The 23,973-nt window shown below is 39.8% G+C and carries 21 protein-coding genes and 4 pseudogenes; 2 read left to right on the top strand and 23 right to left on the bottom strand.

Annotated features, from left to right (window positions below):
* Window positions 1-12: 12 nt before the first annotated feature.
* The 11 genes from ACQKII_RS02555 to ACQKII_RS02505 form a co-directional block, all read right to left on the bottom strand.
* Window positions 13-954 (bottom strand): ABC transporter permease, encoded by a 942-nt coding sequence (locus ACQKII_RS02555; protein ID WP_427456046.1) that lies wholly within the window; start codon window positions 952-954, stop codon window positions 13-15.
* Between the two features lie 16 nt (window positions 955-970).
* Window positions 971-2,524 carry an ABC transporter substrate-binding protein gene (locus ACQKII_RS02550; protein WP_427456044.1) on the bottom strand — a complete coding sequence of 518 codons (1,554 nt, stop codon included), beginning with the start codon at window positions 2,522-2,524 and terminating at the stop codon, window positions 971-973.
* A 20-nt stretch (window positions 2,525-2,544) separates the two neighbouring features.
* A complete protein-coding gene (locus ACQKII_RS02545; RefSeq protein ID WP_427456042.1) occupies window positions 2,545-3,510 on the bottom strand; it encodes a P1 family peptidase in 966 nt (321 codons plus the stop codon).
* A 97-nt stretch (window positions 3,511-3,607) separates the two neighbouring features.
* Window positions 3,608-4,585, bottom strand: a complete 978-nt coding sequence (locus tag ACQKII_RS02540) for an ABC transporter ATP-binding protein (RefSeq protein ID WP_427456040.1) — start codon at window positions 4,583-4,585, stop codon at window positions 3,608-3,610.
* Window positions 4,560-5,591 (bottom strand): ABC transporter ATP-binding protein, encoded by a 1,032-nt coding sequence (locus tag ACQKII_RS02535; RefSeq protein ID WP_427456038.1) that lies wholly within the window; start codon window positions 5,589-5,591, stop codon window positions 4,560-4,562. The genes ACQKII_RS02540 and ACQKII_RS02535 overlap by 26 nt, the downstream gene beginning before the upstream one ends.
* Window positions 5,592-5,606: 15 nt before the next feature.
* A complete protein-coding gene (locus ACQKII_RS02530) occupies window positions 5,607-7,061 on the bottom strand; it encodes an aldehyde dehydrogenase family protein (RefSeq protein WP_427456036.1) in 1,455 nt (484 codons plus the stop codon).
* A gap of 10 nt (window positions 7,062-7,071) precedes the next feature.
* The gene (locus ACQKII_RS02525; protein WP_427456034.1) at window positions 7,072-7,818 is read right to left on the bottom strand and encodes an SDR family NAD(P)-dependent oxidoreductase; all 747 of its coding nucleotides are present in this window, start codon (window positions 7,816-7,818) and stop codon (window positions 7,072-7,074) included.
* Window position 7,819: 1 nt separating this feature from the next.
* Window positions 7,820-8,911, bottom strand: a complete 1,092-nt coding sequence (locus tag ACQKII_RS02520) for a tartrate dehydrogenase (RefSeq protein WP_427456032.1) — start codon at window positions 8,909-8,911, stop codon at window positions 7,820-7,822.
* Complete coding sequence (locus ACQKII_RS02515; RefSeq protein WP_427456030.1) at window positions 8,911-10,140, bottom strand: M20 family metallopeptidase; 1,230 nt, start codon at window positions 10,138-10,140, stop codon at window positions 8,911-8,913. Before ACQKII_RS02515 ends, ACQKII_RS02520 begins: the two co-directional genes overlap by 1 nt.
* Before the next feature lie 482 nt (window positions 10,141-10,622).
* Window positions 10,623-11,747, bottom strand: coding sequence for a conserved virulence factor C family protein (locus ACQKII_RS02510; protein WP_427456028.1), 1,125 nt, complete (start codon window positions 11,745-11,747; stop codon window positions 10,623-10,625).
* Between the two features lie 12 nt (window positions 11,748-11,759).
* Window positions 11,760-13,646 (bottom strand): ABC-F family ATP-binding cassette domain-containing protein, encoded by a 1,887-nt coding sequence (locus ACQKII_RS02505; protein ID WP_427456026.1) that lies wholly within the window; start codon window positions 13,644-13,646, stop codon window positions 11,760-11,762.
* A gap of 295 nt (window positions 13,647-13,941) precedes the next feature.
* Between ACQKII_RS02505 and ACQKII_RS02500 the strand changes: the two are divergent.
* Window positions 13,942-14,174, top strand: a pseudogene (locus tag ACQKII_RS02500) (transposase); the annotation flags it as partial.
* Window positions 14,175-14,296: 122 nt separating this feature from the next.
* Window positions 14,297-14,482: pseudogene (locus ACQKII_RS02495) on the top strand (flagellin); the annotation flags it as partial.
* A 213-nt stretch (window positions 14,483-14,695) separates the two neighbouring features.
* Here the strand turns inward: ACQKII_RS02495 and ACQKII_RS02490 are convergent.
* The 12 genes and pseudogenes from ACQKII_RS02490 to ACQKII_RS02435 all read right to left on the bottom strand — a co-directional run bounded on the left by ACQKII_RS02490 (window position 14,696) and on the right by ACQKII_RS02435 (window position 23,278).
* Window positions 14,696-15,556 carry an SH3 domain-containing protein gene (locus tag ACQKII_RS02490; protein ID WP_427456024.1) on the bottom strand — a complete coding sequence of 287 codons (861 nt, stop codon included), beginning with the start codon at window positions 15,554-15,556 and terminating at the stop codon, window positions 14,696-14,698.
* 28 nt (window positions 15,557-15,584) lie between these two features.
* A pseudogene (locus ACQKII_RS02485) lies at window positions 15,585-15,695 on the bottom strand (excalibur calcium-binding domain-containing protein); the annotation flags it as partial.
* Between the two features lie 14 nt (window positions 15,696-15,709).
* Window positions 15,710-15,895 carry a hypothetical protein gene (locus tag ACQKII_RS02480; RefSeq protein ID WP_427456022.1) on the bottom strand — a complete coding sequence of 62 codons (186 nt, stop codon included), beginning with the start codon at window positions 15,893-15,895 and terminating at the stop codon, window positions 15,710-15,712.
* Between the two features lie 979 nt (window positions 15,896-16,874).
* A complete protein-coding gene (locus tag ACQKII_RS02475; protein WP_427456020.1) occupies window positions 16,875-17,636 on the bottom strand; it encodes a DUF817 domain-containing protein in 762 nt (253 codons plus the stop codon).
* A 592-nt stretch (window positions 17,637-18,228) separates the two neighbouring features.
* A complete protein-coding gene (locus ACQKII_RS02470) occupies window positions 18,229-18,843 on the bottom strand; it encodes an HD domain-containing protein (RefSeq protein WP_427456018.1) in 615 nt (204 codons plus the stop codon).
* Window positions 18,844-18,945: 102 nt separating this feature from the next.
* Window positions 18,946-19,677 (bottom strand): Fic family protein, encoded by a 732-nt coding sequence (locus ACQKII_RS02465; RefSeq protein WP_427456017.1) that lies wholly within the window; start codon window positions 19,675-19,677, stop codon window positions 18,946-18,948.
* Window positions 19,678-19,758: 81 nt separating this feature from the next.
* A complete protein-coding gene (locus ACQKII_RS02460; protein WP_427456737.1) occupies window positions 19,759-20,466 on the bottom strand; it encodes a DNA alkylation repair protein in 708 nt (235 codons plus the stop codon).
* 658 nt (window positions 20,467-21,124) lie between these two features.
* On the bottom strand, window positions 21,125-21,340 hold the full coding sequence (locus tag ACQKII_RS02455) for a hypothetical protein (RefSeq protein WP_427456015.1): 216 nt from the start codon (window positions 21,338-21,340) through the stop codon (window positions 21,125-21,127).
* Window positions 21,341-21,466: 126 nt separating this feature from the next.
* Window positions 21,467-21,535 (bottom strand): annotated as a pseudogene (locus ACQKII_RS02450) (hypothetical protein); the annotation flags it as partial.
* Window positions 21,523-21,699, bottom strand: a complete 177-nt coding sequence (locus tag ACQKII_RS02445) for a hypothetical protein (RefSeq protein ID WP_427456013.1) — start codon at window positions 21,697-21,699, stop codon at window positions 21,523-21,525. The gene ACQKII_RS02445 and the pseudogene ACQKII_RS02450, both read right to left, overlap by 13 nt.
* A gap of 51 nt (window positions 21,700-21,750) precedes the next feature.
* Complete coding sequence (locus ACQKII_RS02440) at window positions 21,751-22,761, bottom strand: LCP family protein (RefSeq protein WP_427456012.1); 1,011 nt, start codon at window positions 22,759-22,761, stop codon at window positions 21,751-21,753.
* Window positions 22,751-23,278: a sigma-70 family RNA polymerase sigma factor gene (locus ACQKII_RS02435; protein ID WP_427456010.1), complete on the bottom strand. Its 528-nt coding sequence runs from the start codon at window positions 23,276-23,278 to the stop codon at window positions 22,751-22,753. Before ACQKII_RS02435 ends, ACQKII_RS02440 begins: the two co-directional genes overlap by 11 nt.
* Between the last annotated feature and the right edge of the window lie 695 nt (window positions 23,279-23,973).

Raw genomic sequence — 23,973 nt, 5'->3', positions numbered from 1 at the left:
CGTATCCACCTCTCATCGCAATCGAATTCTTGGATCTAATACGGAATATAAAATATCTACAATAAAGTTAATAACGACTACTGCGACCGTAATATACATGACAATCCCCTGTACTAATGGGAAGTCACGATTACTAATGGCTGTGATCAGCAGCTGACCAATCCCTGGCAATGAAAATACCTGTTCCACGATGATTGTTCCTGCGACAACCTCTGCCATAATCAATCCGAACACCGTCAAAATCGGAATCATTGAATTTTTTAAGACGTGCTTATACATGACATTTTGCTCAGACATTCCCTTACTCCGAATTGTACGTACGTAATCAAGCTGAATTTGCTCTAAAATCGCTGTTCGTACATAGCGGAAATTGACCGCTATTTGTGGGATAGCAATCGTAAATGCCGGAAGAATGAGCGTACTGAGCGCTCCTGAGACACTTTGCGACCACGGAATATAGCCACTAATTTTAAAGAAGCTAAACTTCATTCCTACATATAAAATGAGCATCATCCCAAGCCAAAATGAGGGAACAGCCATGCCGATTTGCGTCACAGTCGATAACGACACGTCACTTAGCTTATTTTGTCTGCGCGCCGCAAACATTCCTAACGGCAATGAAATCGTTAATACAATGATGAGGGTGAGCCCCGCCAGCGACATCGTTACAGGAAGTCTATCAAACAATAAATCTTTTACAGGCATCGAGAAACGAATTGAATTACCTAATTCCCCTGTCAATAATCCCTTCATCCAATCACCATATTGTTCATAAAGGGGGCGGTCCAAGCCAAGTTCAGACCGCAAATTTTCAATTTGTGTGGGATCCGCTTCCGTCCCTAACATCGTTCGAACAGGATCACCAGGTAAAATTTGAAAAACACCGAATGTAATCATCGACACTAGAAGGATGGTTGTTATTAACAGGATGAATCGACGTATTATATACATCATTTGCGCTCATCCCTTTCTAGTTAGAGAACTTTACCTCAGACATATCATGGAACCAGAATGGATAGCTCTTCAGACCCGTTACTTGCTTGTCTGAACCCCAAACGATTTGATAATCCGCGATATAAACTGCCGCTGATTGCTCAGCTAAGATTTCTTGTGCACGTTGGTAGTAGGCAATCTGTTTCGCCTGATTTGTTTCTTTCAGGACATCCATCATGATTTGGTCATACTCATCATTTTTAAACAGGAGGAAGTTTTCGCCGTCATTCGTTGAAATGTAGTCATTTAATATTTCATAGGCTGACGCACGACCCGTTAAATCGATCGTCGTCATTTGATAATCGCGACCAAAGTATACGCGATCTAGCCAAATACCCCATTCTACGACTTCAATTTCCACATCTACACCAATTTCCTTTAAGTTCGCCACCACGATTTGTGCAATATTTGAATACATATCATTGTGCGAGGATACGGTAATTTTTGTTTTGAAGCCGTCAGGATAGCCAGCCTCTGCTAGTAATGCTTTCGCTTTTTTCACATCTTGTGCATACATTTTTTCTAACCCTGTTTTTTGGTAGTCACCCATAGCTGGACTCATATTCGAGCCAAGTGGTACTGCATAACCTGCAAACACGGAGTCTATAATATCTGATTTACTAATGGCATAGTTCATAGCTTGACGTACTTTGACATTATCAAATGGTGCTTTTGTTTCGTTAAATGTCACGATTAACGATGAGTTATTATTTTGATGTGATAAAGTATGACTGCCCTCCACTTCACTTACGCGTTGCCAAGGTACACTCGTTAAGTCCACTTCATTGGCCATGAGGCTCATAATCGCTGCTTGGTCGTCTGATTGGAATGCGAACGTTACTTTATCTAAATAAGGTAAGCCCTCTTTCCAGTAGTTTTCATTCTTTGTCAACTCTAAATTAGTACCAGGAGAATATTTCACATAAGCGAATGGCCCGGTGCCGATTGGGTTTTCATTATGCTTGCCATCATTACTTTTTGGAATGATGGCCGATTGTCGTGCTGTTAATGAATATAAGAAATTTGAATTTGGCACTTTTAATGTAATGACAAAAGTACTGGCATCCGGTGCTTCCGTTGACGCGACATTATCGAAGTTATTCGACATTTTTTCGCCACCATTCTTGCCCATTAAACGATCAAATGAATATTGAATATCTTCCACTGTTACATCCTCGCCATTGTGGAATTTCACACCTGGGCGGATTTTAAATGTATAGGTTAATCCATCTTCAGAAATTTCATGACTTTCTGCAAGGCCCTCCTTCAACGAACCATCCGTTTCTGGCGCCATCAGCCCTTCAAAAATATTCAAGATCATTTGATAGGAAATTGAGGCTGTTGCTTTATGTGGATCTAAGAAGTCTGGGTCATCATTGACACGTACTACGATTGCTTGTGGAACATCTGTCGTAGAACCATCTGTACTGCCTTGGCTCGTGTCCTTACCATCATCACTCGAACATGCACTCATGATTAGACCAACTATCAATGTCAACAGTAGTAAAATCCAATTTTTGCTCTGCTTCATCACTTTTCTCCCCCTTTGCCTTATGTGCTTTGTATACTTACATAGCTCTCAACATCCCCTAATTTGTCAGCGGCTTTAACCCCAACCACAATAGCTTCTTCCATAACCTTTGTTGCTAAGTGCCCAATATAGTCAACCGGATACGTTTGGTCGCCTGTGCCTAGCACAAAAATCGTATCGCCATCTAACATCGTGTGAACGGGATAAATCGTACGTGCAAGTGCATTTTGTGTGAGCTGTGCTATTTTTTTCGCTTCCGCTTTTGTTAATTTTGCGTTCACGGCTATCACACCAATCGTCGTATTCGTTCCAGACAATGCTTGTGATTGTGCATGCGCTTCTAAATAAGCACAACTATCAATCCATTGGGCTGTCTCAGCGTTACGTGCACCTACAAGGATTTCTCTCGTATCTGGATCCTTTACATCCCCGACGGCATTGACAGCGACGATCGCGCCTACTACTAGACCATCTTGTCCAGTCATAGAGGTACTACCTAACCCACCTTTCATGCAAAACTGTGGGCCCGCTAGCTTGCCGACTGTAGCGCCATATCCTGCTCCTGTATTGCCGTTCGCAAAAGCACCCACGACAGCATTTTTTGCCGCCTCATAGCCCATTTGCGCTGTCGGTCTTGTACGTGGATCACCGATAAATAAATCGAACAGCACCGCGCTTGGTACAATCGGAATTTTCGCGATAGCCGCGTCAACGCCTACTCCTTGTTCTTCCAAATAGTGCATAACACCTGTTGCCGCATCCAATCCAAATGCACTGCCACCCGATAAACAAATGCCGTGTACATGCTCAATTTCATTAATGGGGTCAAGCGCATCTGTTTCGCGTGTCCCTGGTGCTGAGCCTCGCACATCGACCCCACATATTGCACCATTTTCCACAAGAATCGCCGTGCAGCCTGTGATGCCTTCCCTATTTTCTTCATGCCCTACTTTCACACCAGGCACGTCGGTAATATTGCCAAACATCGTAAACACCTCGTTTTTCATTAATTTACGCTACGGTTTAAATCACTCTCATTCCCTATAGCAATGAGAGACTTCCAATCGATATTGAAAATTCAGATTATTTATCATGTAAAAAGCAAGCTACTCGTTGCTGTTCATTCATGTCTTGAAGTGTAGGCCGCTCCTGATGACATTTTTCCATCACAAATGGACAACGCGTATGGAACACACAGCCAACAGGTGGATTCATCGGACTCGGGAGCTCCCCTTGCAAGGGAATCACCTGTTTCGGCTCATCAAAATTCACAACAGGAATCGCGGATAATAATGCCTGCGTATAGGGATGGAGTGGTTGAGCATATAACTCTTTTTTCGTGCCAATTTCCACCACTCGCCCCAAATATAAGACCGCTACACGATCACTAATATGCTTGACGACACTTAAATCATGCGAAATAAATAAATACGTCAACTGGAATTCATCCTGTAAATCCATCATCAAGTTCAACACTTGCGATTGCACGGACACATCGAGTGCTGATACAGGCTCGTCCGCAATGATAAACTCAGGATTAATGGCAAGTGCACGCGCAATACCGATTCGTTGCCGTTGTCCACCTGAGAATTCATGTGGAAATTTTTGCATCGCATCTTCCGGTAAGCCAACCTTTTGTAAAAGCCCCTTGACTCGTTCTTTCCGTTGCTCTTTTGTTAACGTCAATTGTAACGCCATCGGTTCTTCAATAATGGTGCCAATACGCATGCGGGGATTTAGGGAGGCAAATGGGTCCTGAAATATCATCTGCATTTGATTACGATATTTTTGCAATTTACTGCCCTTCAAATGCTGAATCGGTTGCCCTTTATATAAAATTTCGCCCGCTGTCGGTTCAACAAGCTGTAAAATCGTGCGCCCAAACGTCGATTTGCCAGAGCCGGATTCCCCTACAATACCGAGTGTCTCACCACGAAATATTTCAATAGAAATATCATCAACGGCTTTAACGACTTTTTTCTCTTCCTTCATCGACTTTCGTTTCACAGGAAAGTAGGCTTTTAAATGATTGATTTCAAGTAAGACTTCTTTCTCCGTCATGCGCAAGCTCCCCCTTCTCTGTGAATAAATGACAGCGAACTTTATGCTCATCTTGGATATAAGAAACCTCTGGCTGCATATGCTGGCATTGCTCCATTTTAAACGGACAGCGCGGTGCAAAGCGACAGCCATCTGGCAATGCATAAGCTGGTGGCACAGTGCCTGGAATAGAAGGTAATCTTTTTGCATCCGTCTCAAGGCTTGGCATCGTTTTTAATAAAGCGCTAGTATAAGGGTGCTTCGGATTCAGGAACAACTCTCGTACTGGCGCCTCTTCAACGATCTGTCCTGCATACATCACCATCACGCGGTCGGCTGTTTCTGCCACAACACTCATATCATGGGTGATAAACAAAATCGCGGAATGATGCTCTTTCTTCATTTTCATCATCAGCTTTAGAATTTGTGCTTGCACGGTTACATCCAGTGCGGTTGTAGGCTCATCGGCAATCAATAGCTGAGGGTTATTCGACATTGCCATTGCAATCATGACACGTTGTCGCATCCCTCCTGATAGCTGATGGGGATATTCTGCAATAATCTTTTCTGCATTGGCAATGCCCACTTCTTTTAAGAGCATGAGCGATTTTTCCCACGCTTCTTTTTTGCCCACCTTTTGATGCCTGCGAATGGCTTCAATCATTTGATTGCCAATCGTAAAAACAGGATCCAGTGAAGTCATCGGCTCTTGAAAAATCATGCTAATTTCATTACCTCTTATATGACTCATTGCTTTACTTTTGTAGTCTAATAGATTGTTGCCATTCAGTTTAATGGTGCCTGCTGTGATTTCTCCAGGAGGTATCGGAAGCAAGCGCATAATCGACAAGGATGTAATGCTTTTTCCACTACCAGATTCACCTACAAGTGCGACGGTTTCACCTTTACGGATAAAAAAACTAACATCATCGACTACTTTTGCCTGTTTGCCATTTTTTAAATGAAATTGTATTTTTAAATGATCAACTTCTAACAGTACCGGCTTCTCTTGTGGTGCTCGTTCCACATGCTTCCCTCCTTCTCACGTACGATTGGGTGGTGCATAGCGTATCGCAATATTTTTCATTTGCGTGTAATTTCTTAATGCGACAAAGCCCTTTTCACGACCTATGCCACTCTTCTTATAGCCACCAAACGGCATTTGGATCCCACCGGCAGCCCCATAATTATTGACGAACACTTGTCCAGCCTTGACACGACTTGCCACATAGTGTGCCGTATCCAAATCCTTTGACCAAACACCCGCCACTAATCCATAATCCGTGCTATTGGCTAAAGCAATCGCTTCATCGACCGTTGTAAAAGTTAAGACGGTTAGCACTGGTCCGAAAATTTCCTCTTGTGCAAGCGCATGGTTTTCATCTACACCATCTAGGATTGTCGGCTGAATGTAATAGCCGTTTTCATAACCCGCAATCGACAGTGTTTCGCCCCCTGTAATGACATAGCCATCGTCTTTCGCCTGTTGTAGTAGTGCTGAAATCTTCGTGTATTGGCGCTCATTTAATAATGGACCCATATCGACGTCTGCTTCACCCGGACCGACAGTTAATGCTTGGAATCTTTCGACTAATTGAGCGATAAAAGACTCTTTGGCATGCTCTTCAATCAGCAAGCGTGCGCCAGCCGAGCATGTTTGCCCAGCATTTTGGACGATAGCACGAAGTACCCCCTCCACTGCCTGTTCCATTGGTGCATCCGCAAAGACAATATTCGGCGATTTCCCACCCAATTCTAAGGTCACAGGGACAACATTTTCTGCTGCTGCCTTCATCACGGCAATGCCTGTCGGGACAGAGCCTGTAAATGTAATATGATTAATATCAGGATGAGACGTTAAATAAGGACCTACATCACGCCCTAATCCCGTAATATGTTGAAAAATACCTTTTGGCAATTTATCGGCAAACCATTCGGTCATTGCGTGTGTCGTCAAAGGCGTATCTTCTGCACTTTTGACAATGACCGCATTGCCCATTGCAATGGCAGCTGCCACACTTCTTGCTGTGATTTGAATTGGGTAGTTCCACGGCACGATATGTACAGTAATCCCTACCGGCTCTAATACGACCGCATTTAAAAGTCCATCTTCAATCGGAATCGTATCGCCCATAACCTTATCCGCGGCTCCCCCGTAAAACTCAAAATAACGGGCAGCCGCTTCAATATCTGCACGGGCCTGCGTCAATGGTTTCCCAACATCACGGCATTCTAGCAGGCTCCATTCTTCTGCATGCATGCGAATATAACGCGCGCACTCGACGAGCAGTTGACCACGCTCAAACGCCCTAGTCTGGCGCCACTCTTCACTTTCAAATGCCAGACGTGCAGCTCGTACCGCTTCATTTACCTGTGCCTCACTCGCATTGATGATTTGCGCGAGTACTTCACCTGTAGACGGATTCGTCACATTTAGTAAATCCTCCCCATCTGCGTGTACCCAGTCACCATTTATAAACATTGGAATCTTTTGCATTTTACCCCTCCTATAAGCCACGGCCACCGTCAACATGTAAAGTTGTCCCTGTTACCATGCTCGCTGCATCTGATAATAAGTAACTAACCGCGCCTGCAATGTCAGTTGGATCGACTAAGCGCCCAAGAGGTACCGATTGGACAAAGACATTGTGCTTCGTTTGTTCCACATCTGCGCCATGCGCTGTAAATTGCGACAGCATCTGTGTATCAGCTGGTCCTGGATGAATTGTATTGACACGAATTTGATGGGATGCTAACTCAATGGCCATCCCGCGCGTAAAACTTTCCGCCGCCCCTTTCGAAGCAATATACGCTTGCAAACCTGGACGGGGGCGCACCGCAGAGATTGACGCGATCGTCACAATCGAACCCTTTTTCTGTTCCTTCATGTAAGGTACAATTGCTTTCGTCGTAATAAATAAACTCTTCACATTGACATCCATTAAACGATTCCATTCATCCATTGTTACTTGCTCAATCGGTGTCGCCGCCTGTGCAATACCTAGTGCATTGACGAGTCCATCTATTCTTCCATATTTTTCATACACTTCCTTGAAAACTGTCTGAATATGCTCCTCCTGCAAGACATTTGCCTCGTATGTTTGCAAATTTTCATGCGCAAGTTCAGCAAGTGAGGCTACCGATAAATCAAGCCCCACGACAATATTGCCCTGTGCAAGCTGGTGCTGAAGTATCGCTTTCCCCATACCGCCTCCAGCACCTGTCACAATCATAACTTGTTGCGCTACTGCCATCCTACACACCCCTTGCTGCTAGTTTCTTTTTGACAATTGCCTGACAGATAGCATCGCCCATCTGAGCGGTAGTCGCTTGCCCACCAATATCTGCTGTTTTCACAACCCCTTCACTTAACACCGTTTCAATTGCTGTTACAATAAGCTCCTCTGTGTCCGATCTACCAATATGCCCTAGCAATAACGCAAGTGACCAAATTTGCGCGATTGGATTAGCGATTCCTTTTCCTGCAATATCCGGTGCTGAGCCATGCACAGGCTCAAACATCGATGGAAATTCTTTTTCTGGATTCAAATTTGCGGATGGTGACAGCCCAAGTCCTCCAACAATCGCAGATCCTAAATCCGATAAAATATCGCCAAATAAATTCGACGCTACGACAACCTCAAAGTCTCGTGGTCGCTCCACGAAATAAGCCACCAAAGCGTCAATATAAATAGATTCCAACGTTAACGCTGGTGATGTTTGTGCAAGAATGTTTTTCGTATGCTCATCCCAAAACTTCATGGAGTGAATAATGGCATTCGATTTTGTCGCACTCGTAATTTTGGACTTGCCATATTTATGGGCATAATCACAGGCTGCTTGTACAATTTTTTCAATGCCAATGCGTGTCATAATGGTATTCTGAATGGTCATTTCCTGCGGTTGATTATGATAGATACGGCCACCACTATTAGAATATTCACCCTCCGCATTTTCTCGGAAAATAACAAAGTCTATGTCCTTACCATCTACAAGCGGTGAGGCAATACCTGGTAACGATTTAATTGGTCGGAAGTTCACGTATTGTTGAAATTGCTTGCGAATGGGCATGATTAATTCCCATACCGTGACATCATCAGGGACACGCGCATCACCAATTGCACCGAACAAAATCGCATCATAGCCCCTTAATATATCCAAAGCATCTGCGGGCATCATACGACCATGCTGAAGGTAATAGTCTGAGCTCCATGGGAAGATCGTTGTTGCTATTTGTAATGACGGGTCTTGCTCCTGCAGTTTTGCAAGAACCTTCAAAGCTTCCTCCATTACTTCCTTGCCAATGCCATCACCTGGAATAACCGCTATTCTTGTTGTTTTGACCATCACGCATCACCTGCTAAAAATTTTAATGCCGCTAAACGATAAATCGCCGTTGTTTCTGCCAGTTCTTCAATATCGACATACTCATCTATTTGATGTGGAATTTCACGATCACCAGCGCCAACTGTCACGATAGGTACGCCATGTACATGGAGGAAAGTGCCGTCCGTTGCCCCTGGGACACCGTTATAAATCGGTTCTTTATCCGTCACTGCTGCCACTGCCTCGTAAATGGCTTGTACGACAGGTTGTTCTTTTGCCGTTGCAGTCGCTGGACGATTATCGAGCACTGTGAGCTCCGCTTTAAAATCAGGGTCATCTGCTTGCAAACGTTGAATAATCGCCTCAATCTTGCCAAGGAGCTCGTCATGATCCTGCGCTGGCACAGTACGAATATCAAGCGTCGTCATACAGTGATCTGGAATGACATTAATTTGCGCGTCACCTTTAACCGGCGCTCGTAAAATCGTCGGCGTAATGGACGGCCAGTTTAACATGGGATCTCGTCCCAAACGCGTCTGCTCTTCTTTTTCTAATTTTTCAAGTTCGACGATAAAGCGTGCCATTCGCCAGTTAGGATTAATACCACTCCAAGAAATAGCTCCATGCGCCATTTTGCCAAAAATATCTACTTTTAATCGAATCGCTCCACGTTGTGCAATGCAGACATTGTTTTCTTGAGGCTCACAAATGATGGCCCCGTCTACCCCATCTGCCCAGCCTTTTTTAATAAAATCTTTAATGCCGAGCATTAGCCCCTCTTCATCGCAAGGTATACATAAAATAATCTTGCCTGTAAATTCTTCCTGATCCAGTAACAATGATTGACAAGCTGTAATCATACAGGCAAGATTTCCTTTTGTATCATTCGTGCCGCGTCCATACATACGACCATCGATAATTTCCGCACCAAACGGATCATAGGTCCATGCTTCCCGATTTCCTTCTGTTACAACATCTGTATGTCCTTCAAATAACAAGGTCTTTCCTGGCTTACCCGAATCAATAATGCCAATCACATTCGGTCTCCCAGGTACAACTTCCTCCACATGAGTTTCAATACCGATATCTCGTAAATACTGTGCTACAGTATTGGCCACTTCTTGCTCATTGCCATTTGGATCATTTTCTCGAAATACACTATCAATCCTTACGAGTTTCTGTGTCAGTGCGATGACCGTTTCACGATCACGCACATAGGATTCCGTTGCCTTTAAGCTTGTTGCTGTCATTTAGAAGCCCCCTTATTTAAAAGAATATTCAGAATTTACTTTATTTTAACATTGTATATTTACCAATATATTAGACAATTTGTTAATAAATCATAGAATCATATTAACTTTTTGTTTAGCTGACATTTGCTAGTTTATGACGAAATTTTCTATAAAATAATATATTTTACTTAGAAAGAACTTTTACTTACGTCGAATTTTTTTTCAAATCCTTTAGGATACTGAGTGGTTCTTCCCTTCACCTGAGCGGTTGTCGTGACTACCTGAGCGGTTCTTCCCTCCACCCGAGCGTTGCTGATCCTGACCCGAGCGTTTGTCGTGACTACCTGAGCGGTTCTTCCCTTCACCTGAGCGGATGTCGTGCCTACCTGAGCGGTTCCTCCTTCACCCTGAGCGATTGCGCTGCCTACCCGAGTAGTTATTTATTCCCCCAATAAAAAAATCAGCGACTCATGATTAGAGTGCTGATTTTCCCTCAATGATTATTGTTGACGAGATTGCGTCATTTGCTTCCATACAGAGCCTTTTGCTTCCTCACCCTGTTCAATACGGGCAATCGCCATCTTCACTTGGAGTTTAACTTCAAACTCCTTATCATCTTGCGCTGCTTTTAATGCTTGTAACGATTTCTCTGTGCCCACTTCATATAAATACATAGCCGCGCGCCAACGAACGAGTTTATTTTTGTCCTGTAATGCTTGTTGAATCGCCTCTTCAAATTCAACTAAACCTAGGTCACTCATACAATCCCCTGCCGTACGACGCACCGCAGCACTTTTATCTTGCAACGCTTTTTCCAAATACGGCACAACCGCAACATCTTCAATCATGCCTAAGTAAACCGTAGCTAAGCGTCGAATGGACATTTGTTCATCTTGCAACGCTAAATCTAAAAGTGGTAAATCGTCTAGTTCAGGATCAGCCATTTGGTCGAGTAATTGGAATCGTTTTTCCCACTCAGGTTGTTGGAACTGCTCCACAGAAATTTTTAACTTAGCAGGCTTTTGATTAATTTTCTCAGAATCATTTATCGTTGCCACAATTTCAGCTAAGCGCTCCGCTGAATAGGTCACATCGATTTCCTGCTTCACCGCTTCGGCAATTTCCTCAAGCTCCCCATAACGTACGCCATAGTCAATCCACTTACGCTGGAAAATGTAGTTTTCATCTTCATCGGTATCAATAATTTTATTAAAAGTATCGACAAAGCGCTCCCCACAGCTTACACGATGTTCTCGCTGATTATCAAACACCTTTACTTGTAGAGGCACTTGTTTGTAAAACTGTACATGGACGTACACTTCACCATAAAATTCATTCGCCATCTGTATGTCATTAGCTTCCTGTACATCTTCACCCAACACTTGTCGAATGCTCGATAAAATACCTTCCCAGGCGTACTTCGCATTACGTTCGACCGCAAAGAAATCAGCTACATGATAAACACCTTTAACGCCTTCAATTGCTAAAATAGCTGCCGCCTCGCCAGTAGCTTGATCTTTATTGTCCTTTGTAAAGTTATAGCTTTTACCAAACGGTAACTCCGTATCCACGATAATTTTCATAGAGTTAGGACTTGGTGTCGGTTCAATTGTTATAATCTTCATGTAGTACGCTCCTTATCCGTTTACGATTTCATCTAAGTACGACCATCTTTCAATGAGATGCTCATAGTGTCCATTTAGCTCCTCTAGTTTAGCCGTTAAGTCCTGCAGCTTCGTAAAATCAGCACCAGCGTTTGCGATGCCTTCCTCTGCTTCCATAATTGCTGTCTCTGTTTTTTCAATATCCACGGCAATGGTTTCCCATTCTTTTTGCTCTTTAAATGATAATTTTTTCTTCTCTACCTTTGGCTTATCCGCCTTCGGTTTCTCTATTTTTTGTGCATCCACCTTGACAGCTGCCTGCTGCTCACGCTTCTGTAAGTATTCACTATAAATATCGAGTGACTCTTCTACATGACCTTGACCATCCAAAATCCATAACTTCTTGGCAATCCGATCGAGGAAGAAGCGATCATGGGAAATGGTGATAACCACGCCTGGGAAATGCTCGATGAAATCCTCTAACACCCCTAGTGTTTCAATATCTAAATCATTTGTAGGCTCATCCAGTAAAAGCACGTTCGGCTGTTCCATCAATAACTTTAATAGATGCAGACGTTTGCGTTCCCCACCGGATAGCTTACCGATTGGTGTGCCATGTGCATGCAGCGGGAATAAGAAACGCTCAAGCATTTGAGCTGCCGAATAGCGTACGCCCTCTGCATCTGTTATATCATTTGAAGCTTCACGAATATATTCGATCATGCGCTCGTTTTCATTCATTTTCGGTAAGGTTTGTTTGAAATGGGCAATCTTCACCGTTGAGCCGACATGAATCTCTCCTGCATCGGGTATCATCTCACCCGCCAGCATGTTGAGTAATGTTGATTTACCAACACCGTTAGCACCAATGATGCCGATACGATCGCCTTGTTGTAGTAAAAAGGCAAAGTTCTCTAAAATCTTTTGTGAACCAAACGCTTTTGAGATACTTTCCGCCTCTAATACTTTACGGCCAAGACGAGTTGTTGCTAGGCCCAATTCAAGGGACACGTCATCTGTCTTACGTTCTAAGTTATCCTCTAACTGTTCGAATCGTTGAATACGTGCCTTTTGCTTTGTTGAGCGCGCCTTCGCCCCACGACGAATCCATTTTAATTCCGAGCGGTAGCGGTTGCGGTCCTTTTGGGCAGATGCCGCAGCCATTTCTTCACGAATAGCACGGGCCTCTAAAAAGTCACCATAATTCCCCGTATGACGATACAAGGTTTGGTTGGCTATCTCGTAAATATGTGTGGACAATTCATCTAAGAAATAACGATCATGGGTAATGAAAATCACAGCACCCTTTAAGCGTAATACCATTTCCTGTAACCATTCAGTAGATTGGACATCTAAATGGTTGGTCGGCTCGTCCAGTAAATACAAATCGGCCGGTTCTATTAATACCTTCGCTAAAGCGACACGTTTTTGTTGACCACCTGATAGCGTTAATACTTCCTTATCAAACATTTCAATGCCAAGCTTTGTTAGTGCTGTTTTGGCAAGCGCATTGACATCCCACGCCTGCTCCTCATCCATACGATGCTGTAAGCTAAATAACGTTTTTTGTAAACTTTCAGATGTTGGATTTAAAGCGAGTGCTGCAACGGTCTCTTCATATTCACGATTAAGTTTTAAAATCGGTGAATCACCTGAAAACACGGCCTGTAATACAGTTTCGCCGCCATTAAAAGTCGGCTCTTGCGGTAAATAGGCTACGCGGTATTTATTGGGGCGGTCAATATCCATAGCATCTGCCTCGATTTGATCAGCTAAAATAGAAAGCAACGTTGATTTACCAGTACCATTAATGCCGATTAAACCTGCACGCTCTCCTTCATAAAGGGTAAATTCGATATTTTGAAAGAGCGTTTTATCGCCCACCGTTTTCGTTAAATTTTGTACGATTAAATGACTCATTACGTTTTCCATCTCTTTCGTTTTAGGTGTTGTTAGTGCCCACACTATTTTTACATGTAAACATCTCTATCTATACTTTTTATTGATATCCTTGTTTATCATAACATCAAACAAAAGGTAAACAAAGGACAACAAACTTTTCCTGTCGTGTAAAGTAGAAGTACCTTATAAACCCGTTGCTTTCCGCTGCGGCGGACGCTTTTCACGGGCATGGCTTCAGTCACCTCGTCGTTACGCTCCTGCGGGGCCTTCCTCTCAAGCTGTTCTTAGCAGAAGTCGCCGCCTGCGCTCCAATCAACTAGTGTCCTATTCAACGACAACGAAAGAAGGCAGAAGACAGTATAAATCCAATCCACTTCAATGCGCAAGTTGTCCGTTATTGGCTCCATGTACGACAAGTAAGAATCATCGAAAAATCATTGAACGTCATATTTGGGCGCGTCATGTGGAAGAAGCCGATCATTTCTACATCATCAAAGTGACATGAAACGAATCTATGCACGTCGAAAAGAAACGATTGAACGTGTATCATTAGAGTGATTTTGTATGTTTAAAAAGGATTTTATTCTCAATGACTACATAAATAATAGTGAAATGGTAATATTATCTTAAATTAGAAATTTAGAATAATTTTTAAAGGAGTTATATTTGTGATAATTAAGCATAACATTTCATCTCTAAATACAAATAATAGATTAACACAACATAAGAAAAAGGCTGATAGTGTATTAGAAAAACTGTCTTCTGGATTTATAATCAATAAAGCTGGAGACGACGCGGCGGGTTTAGCAATTTCTGAAAAAATGCGCAGTCAAATACGTGGGCTGAATATGGCCGGGTAAACAGCCAGAAGGAATCTTGCAACTTCTTCAATGAAATATTTCAAACAAAGCCTTAATAGTTATTTTTTTATAAAGGGAAGAAACGATGTCAAAAGGAGGGCTTTCATGCCCTCCTTTTTCTGTACAATTTTTTTATATGCTGATTTACTTCAAATCCATTTTAAATAGCATTCCTATAAAAATTTTTTTCACAATAAGCAGACACATTTATCTTTCACATGCCCAACCATCACCATCACGATCATGTTTTTTAGCATAAGCTGGGTGAGAAGAATCTACTCCATTTGGATAATCCTTACGAAGTTCTGTGCAATTTTTATATGTTGATTTACTTCCATTTGAAGTATTAGTATTTGACGAGCTGCTTGGTTTACTACTTGTTGTCGCATTCGGATTTTTTGAACTTAAATTAGAATCTACGACATAACCCTCAGAAGAAGAAGTTGTCACGTATGACCACCCAGCGATTGTAGAATGAACTGATACTTCTTCATTTTTATAAAGTTCTCCAACATTAATTCCAGAAGGACTTGCAATATTCCTCACAACAAGGTTACTCGATACAACGTATTTAGTTGTTGGTTTCGTATTACTCATAAAGTTAGTAGCTGCATACCCAATCACATTTCCATACTGTACTAATGACAATCCGTCTCTTACTGATCCAAAGTCTTTTACGACCATCTTATGTTGCAATGTTGCAACCGTCTTCCCTTTTAATGAAGGAGTTTCTTTTACAACTAAACCACTTTTAGAGCTAGCTATTTTAATAGTATATTGAGCATCTTCAAGTGCAGAACCATTAATATAACCATCTATGATTTTATCGTCGCTAGTTAGATATGTTATACGAGAAAATGAAACGTTATGATTCTCGCTAATTAAAGTAACAAAAGTGCCTTTCTCTACAGTACCTAGCACTTTGGAATTAGAATCTGGTTTTTCATATACCTTAGTTGAAGAATTTATAATTTTTACTTCTTTAAAAGTATTTGCGTCAGCTACATCAAATTTGAATGTAAATGCTAACAATAATGTCATGAATATTACTAGTGTTTTAATTTTCATGTGTAAGTCTCCCTTAACATTTTATTGTTTATTTTTCGCAAGCCCCTCCATCTCCATCCATTTTCTTGTCGTAAGCTGGATGTGATGAATCAACACCGTTAGGATAAACTTTATTTAATTCTGTACAATTTTTAAAATATTTTTTCGTAGGTGTTAGTTCTGGCTGTGGGAAAGGCTCTGATGTATTGTTTCTTTTACAGGTTCAGTAACAGATGGAACAGGATTAACTTTAGGTGGAATAAATTCCTTTGCATTTATTGAATAAGTGCTTCCATTTGTAGTTACAACGATTGTCCCATCCTGTACTGTTGAATAAATCTTACTGCCTACAGCCTTCATGTTAGCTATGACCTCATCATGTGGATGCCCATAGCTATTCTCTTTTCCATATCTTAAAATAGTTGTCTCAGGGGCTTAACAGCTTTTAAGAAGTTCAATGAGCTACTAGATACGAGCCATAATGTCCAGCTTTTAAGACAATAGATGCATCATTTGTATCTAAAACATTAGCATCCACATTACTTGCTGGAACATCACTAAATTTTGTAGCACGCTGCGTACCATTTAATCCAACGGCTTTAGCCCCATTACGGCAACCTCTTCACGAGTGACAATATCTGACACTCCATATTTACTACTTTTGCCGATGACATTCTTGCTCAATAAATATGTAATGTCATTGTAGTTTGGACGTGGTGTGGCACATAACTAAATATTTGTGCGGCCTCTGTTTTAACTGGTAAAGCAAAAGCAAGTCAAAATAGATCGTACTTTTTTATAATTTTTCCTCCTTCAAAATTATTATACACAAATTGTTGTAAATTGGTATAATTGTATTATATTAGAATGAAATTATACGAGCTTGTGTGCTAAGCCTTAGTTTATTTTCTTTAAGATGGTAGTATTCTAAGATAGAGAAAGGTCTGTTATTTTACAATGAGGGCAGCCAAACGAATTAAGGCAAAAAAAGTCTGATAGTATACCGAACTCACCCCTTACAAGCTGATTAACACTAAAGAAAGTTTCATACTTTATTGACTTCAATTTATAACCTTTATCCCCTTCTGTCCATATGAATTCTGCCTTTTATTTTGAACATGTTCAGCCATTTCAGTCTGCGCCTTTTTATTTGTTTCTTTGTTTGACGTTTATTCATACTAAATCCTTCCTTTATGTTTCACTTCAATGAGCATCTTGTTTTGACATGTAGATGCCTGTTCCTTTCATCTACATCGCTCAAAATACAAAAAGCAGAAAATTGGTAGCCATTGTAATTTCATAATAGATGTAGAAGTAACAGTATCTCTAAAAACATACCTTACGTGTTGCGATATAATTGTTTGAGTTGTGCAACAATTATGATGCTTATGACTACAAGCAAAAACCAAGAACTGATTTTACTAAAATGTACAAGATTCCAAGAAACAGCTTGATTTGGATACTGCCATGCGCCAAAGAATGTCGCAATATTTTCAGCAATCCATATAAAAAAGCCAATCAAGAAAAAAGAGAAAATAATTGGCATCTTATATATCGTTTTTCGCACTGAAAATTTTACAGAAGTGCGTGCAAATACAATGAACAGTAAAATAGTTAACACCCAGCGAAAGTCATAAATAAAATGATGTGTAAAAAAATTTCCATAAATCATCAACCCTAGTGGAATGGTCAAATAATTTGGCGGCCAACAATACATCTTTAAGTTAAATCTACGCCACGCTTGGCAAATATAACTAGCAACACTTGCATACATAAAACCACTATATAATGGCACGCCAAAAACTTTTGTTAGTGCTTCTTCTGGATATGCCCATGAATTGAAATGAACTTTATATATTTCTAACACTAGTCCAATAATATGAAATAGTAATATAACCTTCATCTCATCTTTTGTTTCAACTTTGAATTTATACATTAAAAATTGAGCGATTAGACAAATAACTAGGATAATGTCGTAACGTGATAATCCAGGTATATTAATAGTTTTTGACAGCGCGAGTGTTATAAAAATTACCACAGGAAAAACACACGATAAAGATTGGTGGTAGGCAAAATAAAATAAATTTTTCATTGTTTTCATATTGTAATACCGAAAGCATCGACATGCTTAGTTTTGTACCTCGACAAACCCCTTTTTAGTTTTGTAATCATTTACTTCCTCCGAAATTACAATGTGTCTACTAAAAAATCTTATAAAACATCCCGATTATGGAATAATACGCTTGAAACAATAGGTGACCCCACAAAATGGATCATTACAATGTAAAATTGGTATCTGCGAATGGAAGGCTCCACCCGACATTTACTCCTCCCTCGTTCAAATCATATTCCTCTTTTAGCATTTGCTATTTTTCATAATACAGATAATAACTACAAAAATAATTATAGTCAATATCATTTTATCGAAAATCGATAAAAAAATATTGTTTTTACAAATTAAACACCTTGATTTTATACACAAAAAAGCCAGGTACTCTACATTTGAGCCCTGGTCAATTGTTGTTTAGATGGCCAATAAAGGACTTTGCAGTGGACAAGAAAAATTCTGCAGCGCGAAAAGCAGAGAGGTAGCCTTCAAAAAGACCACCTCTCTGCTTTCTTGTAGTGCAAATGTTACTGCGACTAGAATGTAGTGTGACCTACTCCCAGTGCCTTTTAAGGAATGTTAGTTTTTATTTACCTATTTCATTTCGTAATTGCTGTAAAAAGCTTTCCATAAATTGATGGCGTTCTTCAGCCATTTGCTTGCCTTTATCCGTTGTCATTAAATCCCTCAACGATAACAGCTTCTCGTAAAAATGTGTCACAGACGAAGTGTTTTTACTGCGATACTCCTGCTCCGTCATAACCGTGCGAGCTTCCTCTGCCTCATCGTACAGCTTACGTCCCTTCGCGCCACCGTAAGCAAACGTCCGTGCAATCCCCACCGCACCAATGGCATCTAAACGATCGGCATCACGAACAATTTTCGCTTCAATCGAAGTCGCCTCTAGCTCATTGCCACCATTAAACGATACTTGTGCGATGCAATCACGAATATGTTGCTTTTTCGCCTCGCTCATTGGTAAGTCAGTAATGAATTTCTCTTCCTGCTCTTTACTATCGGTATATTTTTTATCGCTCACATCATGTAAAAGCACCGCCATTTTTACAACCTCTGCGTCTGCCTCAGGCTCAGTATGTAAAATCGCTAACGCATTGTGATAAACGCGCTCAATATGTTGAAAGTCGTGACTCGCATCAAATTGCTCATAAATGCCACGAACCTTTTCTATTAAATCATTCATCTCGTGTACTCCGTCCTTTCTCTTTACAAATCCCACACAAACGGATGCCAAGACGTAAATCCACATCCTCTATGTGACTAAATTAATGATATAGTAAATTTTTTATTCATTCATCACACTTAAATAAAGATCTAACGAATCATTTACTTCTGCTATAACCAACTGAATAAAATCATCGACATCTTGCATTGTCTGAGCTTTATCTAACGCTTCATAATAAACTAGACGATTTTCCACTTTAATCACCACAGGTGGATAACCATCTTTCATCAGCTCTAGGTTCAATAACAATCTTGATGTTCGGCCATTGCCGTCGATAAATGGATGAATGCCAACGAAAATCACATGCAGCATAGCACCTCTTACAGCAGGATGTAATTGAATCCCCTCGGTATTATACCAATCCATTAGCTGCTCCATCTTTTCAACAATGAGGAAAGGAGCTGAGGGTGTATGCTTTGCACCTGAAATAAACACTTGTTGGTCCCGATATACACCCGCACACTCGTCATCTATCCCCTTCAAGACAAGACGATGGAGATTCTTAATGTGCCATTCAGATAACGGTTCTTTTTTGTGAACAAGTTCTTCTACATACGAAATGGCATCACGGTGATTAATAACTTCTAAATGCTCCCGCATCGTCTTCCCGCCGACTGTGATTCCTTCAAGAACAACCTTTGTTTCATGAATTGTTAATGTGTTGCCTTCAATGGCATTTGAATTATACGTCCATTCTAATAATAACTTTTCACGCAAACTTTTCAATGTATATTTAGGAAGTGGTCGAAGTGCATCTAAACGCGCTTTTTTTTCATTTATTTGATTTATCACTATGCTTCCTCCTTCCAACTTTTATCCTACTTAATCAACGCCCTCGATAATTGAATATTATTCGTGATACGAGGCGATTGTTTAACATCTTACATATTTGCGTTTGAAGCCAATTCTTCCTTTAGCTACTTCCTTTTGAATGCCTTCATAAGCGTGAAGGAAACTACTTTTTTTATTGTCCTTTTTGAGTTCTACTGGACCTACTTCTTTTGCAGTTTCAACCGCCTTGTCGTGAAGCGGTAAATATGAAACGCCCACCGTGTTTAGGAAATTATTCATAGCAGATTTCGTTCGTTCAGGCGCATCGTGAATCGTATTTTTCACAATTTCAAGCATATTGGCAATCTTGCTTTCGGAAAATTCAACATCTGAGCGATTCCCTAAAAGCCAGCAGTAGCAACTCCACCCCGCTGACATTCTCAGCTCTTCACCACTTGCGATCCATTTATCAGCAACTTCTTGTGCAATATCCGCTTCCGCTAAAGTTACTGCTACCACATAATCAGACAACATATAAAAATAGGCCGAATCCATCCATCGATCAAAATCCGACTCCGTCATTGCTTTTGGATCGGCAATAATGCCTGCAAAGTACATTGCATCGTAGTTCCCTGTAGCATAAAGCTCTTCAGCTAATGGTTGATTGATTTTTATTTTCTTGGCTATTGGCTTCATCGCACCTGTAGCCACGCCAAAAAGCGGCTCATGCGCCCCATTGGACATGTAAATTTTTTTAGTTCGTTCCTTGCCAAGTGCTTCAAGCTCCTGCATCACCATTTCAAAATTCATTGTTTGCACTTCCTTCATTTTGGAGTATCCCCCACTATTTTGCCCATCAAATATATCACCATTATCCTATAACAAACTATCCTTTGTCAGCTAAGATACCTTCTCGAATCACTACTTTGCAACACTATCAAAGTTTAGTGAAAAAGAAATATTACGAATTCATGGAATAAGACCGACATCTCTACCTAACCTTAGAGCTTCTTTAGAAGAGAATGGATACTCCATAAAAAAAAATAGACACTTAGTTCAACAAAAAAAGCAGTAATCCCAATTGGATTAACGCCCCTGTTCTTATAAGAAGAACCTCTTTTTATTAAAAAGTATATGTCACAAAGAACTACAAAGAATAGAGAAACTTATATGGAGATGGCTATTAAGTAATACGATTCTGGATTAGAAAAATAAGAAACTTGCTCTTCTTTTCTATGCCCTACTAAATTAAGAATCTACTGCTTGATATGTAGTCATTACTTCACTTCCTTCTCGAAATGTATAGAATCTAAAGTCATTGTAAACATTAGTAATTAAATAAATTATACAACGACAATTAATAGTGAAAACTTCATATTCTTAACTACTAGGTTAAATAAAATAAAGCATGAGAAAAAATATAGCCTCACGCTTTATTTATTAAAATTCTTTAACCCATTGTTCAGTTTCAAACATAAAAGTTACATACATCTGCATGTTCAACATTTAATTCACGTTGGAGATAATCAATGAAAGACTGAAACATTTCTTCGTTTATCTCTTCTTTTTTGTTATTTAATTCAATATTGAGCGAAGAGAATTTTATCGTGTACACCATGAAGGTCTTGACATCGGGCTGTTCATTGTACAGGAAATTGTCGTTTTGCATCATGGCAGTATTCATTTAACAAGGGTTCCCTATGAGAAAACGGTCTTTCAAATACGACTTCCTAGCCACCATCACAAAATAAAAGGCTTGTAAGTAAATACCTCCCTCACAGCCCCTAGTAAAATTATATGCTTGCCAAAACTACTGCTTTTGATACTGCATAATACGATGTAAAAATGCCACAAACTGCGCACGTGTCACAGGTACATTCGGGCGGAAATAGCCATTGCTCCAAGCGCAATGCCTTCACGCTCCAGCACCGCAATATAGCCTGCGCTCCAGTGCTCGCTAGCTACATCCGCAAATGAAATCGTCCCCTCAGGTGTTAGTCCAAGCACACCAACAAGCACCTTCGCTAACTGTGCACGTGTCATATTACATCCATAAATATTTCAACAAAAATTCCTAAATACCCCAATTTCTTTTTAGTTAAATGTGGTTAACTCTTCTGAAATAGAATTTAAAAAACCTTTCTCAAACATAATATAGTATTTACTATCTATCATTTCCGATTTTATTCCCTCACTTATAGATAACGATTTTACGGAATTAATTTCTATTTTATTCTCTAACAAATGATCAATTGATGTATTGGCTTCTATTTTAGTAGTAAGTTCTTTTAATTGTGTTTGTGGGATTTCGTTTTTTGTTTTATTAATAACAGCACTAATGAGGTTTAATAGGTTTTCTTCACCTAAGTTGCTTCCCTCTCCCACTGTAGCCGCCATCATTAATGCCACAACTTCTTCGGCATTCAAACGATGCGGTCCTTTTTCGAAGTCAAATGCTACTCTAGTTATCGCTCTTACACGATTATCTTCTTGCAAGTCGTAATCTATACCATTCACGGAATCAATTAGCGTTGAAATGGTTTCTAAATCGATAACTGCATAATAATCAATTGGTAAATCTAATAGTTTTGAAACGGTTGTTCTTACATTTTCAGCGCCGCCAAAATTATAAGCAAATAACAATTTATCGTACAAAGTAGTCCCATCATTGTTAGCTGCTATCGGCGCATACGTATTATGAGGAATCGATAAAACTTTCATCATCTTTTTATCTTTACTATAAGTAAGTAGAAGGTTAAGATATATTCGATTATCCATTTCTTTCGACTTCACCGTAATTAAAGTGGTTAAAAATCCAGCTTCCTCAACCACTGGTTCATTTTCAACACTTGTATTAGATTCTTCATTAAAGTTTCCAGGGAAAATCAATGGAAGAAACAAAAACATACACAAGCCCACCACTAATAAAGAAACTGTAAGTGGAGCGAATTTTTTTGAAGAAGAAACAAGCGATTTTTTTTGTGTATTATTATTCTTCTCCAGTTTATGAATTTGTTCAAATACTTCATTACGGTCTTCTTTCGTAAATCTTAGTTCTTGTTCAGACGTATTATAAAATTTATCTCTTAATCGTTTATCTTCCATTAAGTTCTGCCTCCTTTATCATCGACTCTAATCTTTGTTTTGCTCTTCTTAATCTAGTTTTCACTGTATTAACTGGAATATCCAAAACTTTGGCAATTTCCTCTGTCTTTAATGAATCATAGTAGTATAGATAAACCACTTCCCGATACACTTTTGGAAGAGAAAAGATAGTATCTTTTATTTCTTCATTATTGTAATTATCGATAACTGTTTTTTCTGTTGATGGTAATATTGACTTTGCTGTTTCATTTATAAAACTTTTTACCTGTACCATTTTGTAATTCCAACTTTTTAAATAATCTTTACATTCGTTAATTGTTATACGATAGAGCCATGTTTTTATTTGTGCGTCAAATCGAAACGAATCAAGGTTTTTGTAACATTTGATAAACGTATTTTGAACCATATCCTTAGCAATCTCTGTATCTTTTACATAAGAAAATGCCAATCGTATCAACTCATTACCATATTCAATCATCATTTTTTCTAATATGAAATCTTTTTCTTCTCTGTCCAATCTACTACCCTCCCTTTCAACCTACTTCAAATTCTGCTATTAGACGATTATCAAATCATAATAGGTTCAATTTTAAAAAAATTTATTTTAACAAAGATTCTCTTCTAATCGGCTTTTAATATTTAATTGATTTTTATAAATATTCCGTAAAAAATCTGTTTAAAATACTGCTTAAAATCAATTTCAATCATTTGTTGAGAATCTTCATTATCAATTGTTAGTAGCACACTTGCTTTTTACCGAACACCACCTAAATCACCTTCTTTATAGTTACAAAGAAAATGTCAAGAACAAGGCAAGGTAATTCTCCAATTGATTATCCTTTAAATATCAATAATTCTACATAATAAAAAAAGCCAAAAAATGGTTTGTTGATGTAGTCAATTCATTCGTATAAAAAGGCTTTTTAAATACATTCTATAAAGTAAGGCTTATATTTTCATGAAAGGACAAATCGTCTATGGATGGTGGAAAGCCTTAACAAAAGGAGGGAAATTTCATGGCGTATCTATGCTGTTTTTACAAAAGTAATCACGGAAGGCCTGGTATTACCAAATGTACGACACAAGATTTTTGTCCTACTCAGGATGGCTATACTCTAACACATCAACATGAGACTGAACTGTGTGAAGAATGTCCGCCTGGAGGTGGAGTTATGAAGGCTACTGGGTGTGATGAATGTTATCAAGGTGTAA

It is taken from the genome of Lysinibacillus sp. NPDC048646 (assembly GCF_050272295.1).
Classification (GTDB): domain Bacteria; phylum Bacillota; class Bacilli; order Bacillales_A; family Planococcaceae; genus Lysinibacillus.
The sequence above is the reverse complement of the archived record's forward strand: the minus strand, read 5'-3'. Positions and strand labels throughout refer to the sequence as shown.

Excerpts from the sequence above, each read along its gene's own strand:
- ACQKII_RS02555 (WP_427456046.1), bottom strand. The coding sequence starts at position 954 with ATGATGTATATAATACGTCGATTCATCCTGTTAATAACAACCATCCTT.
- ACQKII_RS02550 (WP_427456044.1), bottom strand. The coding sequence starts at position 2,524 with ATGAAGCAGAGCAAAAATTGGATTTTACTACTGTTGACATTGATAGTT.
- ACQKII_RS02545 (WP_427456042.1), bottom strand. The coding sequence starts at position 3,510 with ATGTTTGGCAATATTACCGACGTGCCTGGTGTGAAAGTAGGGCATGAA.
- ACQKII_RS02540 (WP_427456040.1), bottom strand. The coding sequence starts at position 4,585 with ATGACGGAGAAAGAAGTCTTACTTGAAATCAATCATTTAAAAGCCTAC.
- ACQKII_RS02530 (WP_427456036.1), bottom strand. The coding sequence starts at position 7,061 with ATGCAAAAGATTCCAATGTTTATAAATGGTGACTGGGTACACGCAGAT.
- ACQKII_RS02525 (WP_427456034.1), bottom strand. The coding sequence starts at position 7,818 with ATGGCAGTAGCGCAACAAGTTATGATTGTGACAGGTGCTGGAGGCGGT.
- ACQKII_RS02520 (WP_427456032.1), bottom strand. The coding sequence starts at position 8,911 with ATGGTCAAAACAACAAGAATAGCGGTTATTCCAGGTGATGGCATTGGC.
- ACQKII_RS02515 (WP_427456030.1), bottom strand. The coding sequence starts at position 10,140 with ATGACAGCAACAAGCTTAAAGGCAACGGAATCCTATGTGCGTGATCGT.
- ACQKII_RS02510 (WP_427456028.1), bottom strand. The coding sequence starts at position 11,747 with ATGAAGATTATAACAATTGAACCGACACCAAGTCCTAACTCTATGAAA.
- ACQKII_RS02505 (WP_427456026.1), bottom strand. The coding sequence starts at position 13,646 with ATGAGTCATTTAATCGTACAAAATTTAACGAAAACGGTGGGCGATAAA.
- ACQKII_RS02490 (WP_427456024.1), bottom strand. The coding sequence starts at position 15,556 with ATGAAAATTAAAACACTAGTAATATTCATGACATTATTGTTAGCATTT.
- ACQKII_RS02480 (WP_427456022.1), bottom strand. The coding sequence starts at position 15,895 with ATGAAGGCTGTAGGCAGTAAGATTTATTCAACAGTACAGGATGGGACA.
- ACQKII_RS02475 (WP_427456020.1), bottom strand. The coding sequence starts at position 17,636 with ATGAAAACAATGAAAAATTTATTTTATTTTGCCTACCACCAATCTTTA.
- ACQKII_RS02470 (WP_427456018.1), bottom strand. The coding sequence starts at position 18,843 with ATGAATGATTTAATAGAAAAGGTTCGTGGCATTTATGAGCAATTTGAT.
- ACQKII_RS02460 (WP_427456737.1), bottom strand. The coding sequence starts at position 20,466 with ATGAATTTTGAAATGGTGATGCAGGAGCTTGAAGCACTTGGCAAGGAA.
- ACQKII_RS02455 (WP_427456015.1), bottom strand. The coding sequence starts at position 21,340 with ATGAATACTGCCATGATGCAAAACGACAATTTCCTGTACAATGAACAG.
- ACQKII_RS02445 (WP_427456013.1), bottom strand. The coding sequence starts at position 21,699 with ATGACACGTGCACAGTTAGCGAAGGTGCTTGTTGGTGTGCTTGGACTA.
- ACQKII_RS02440 (WP_427456012.1), bottom strand. The coding sequence starts at position 22,761 with ATGGAAGATAAACGATTAAGAGATAAATTTTATAATACGTCTGAACAA.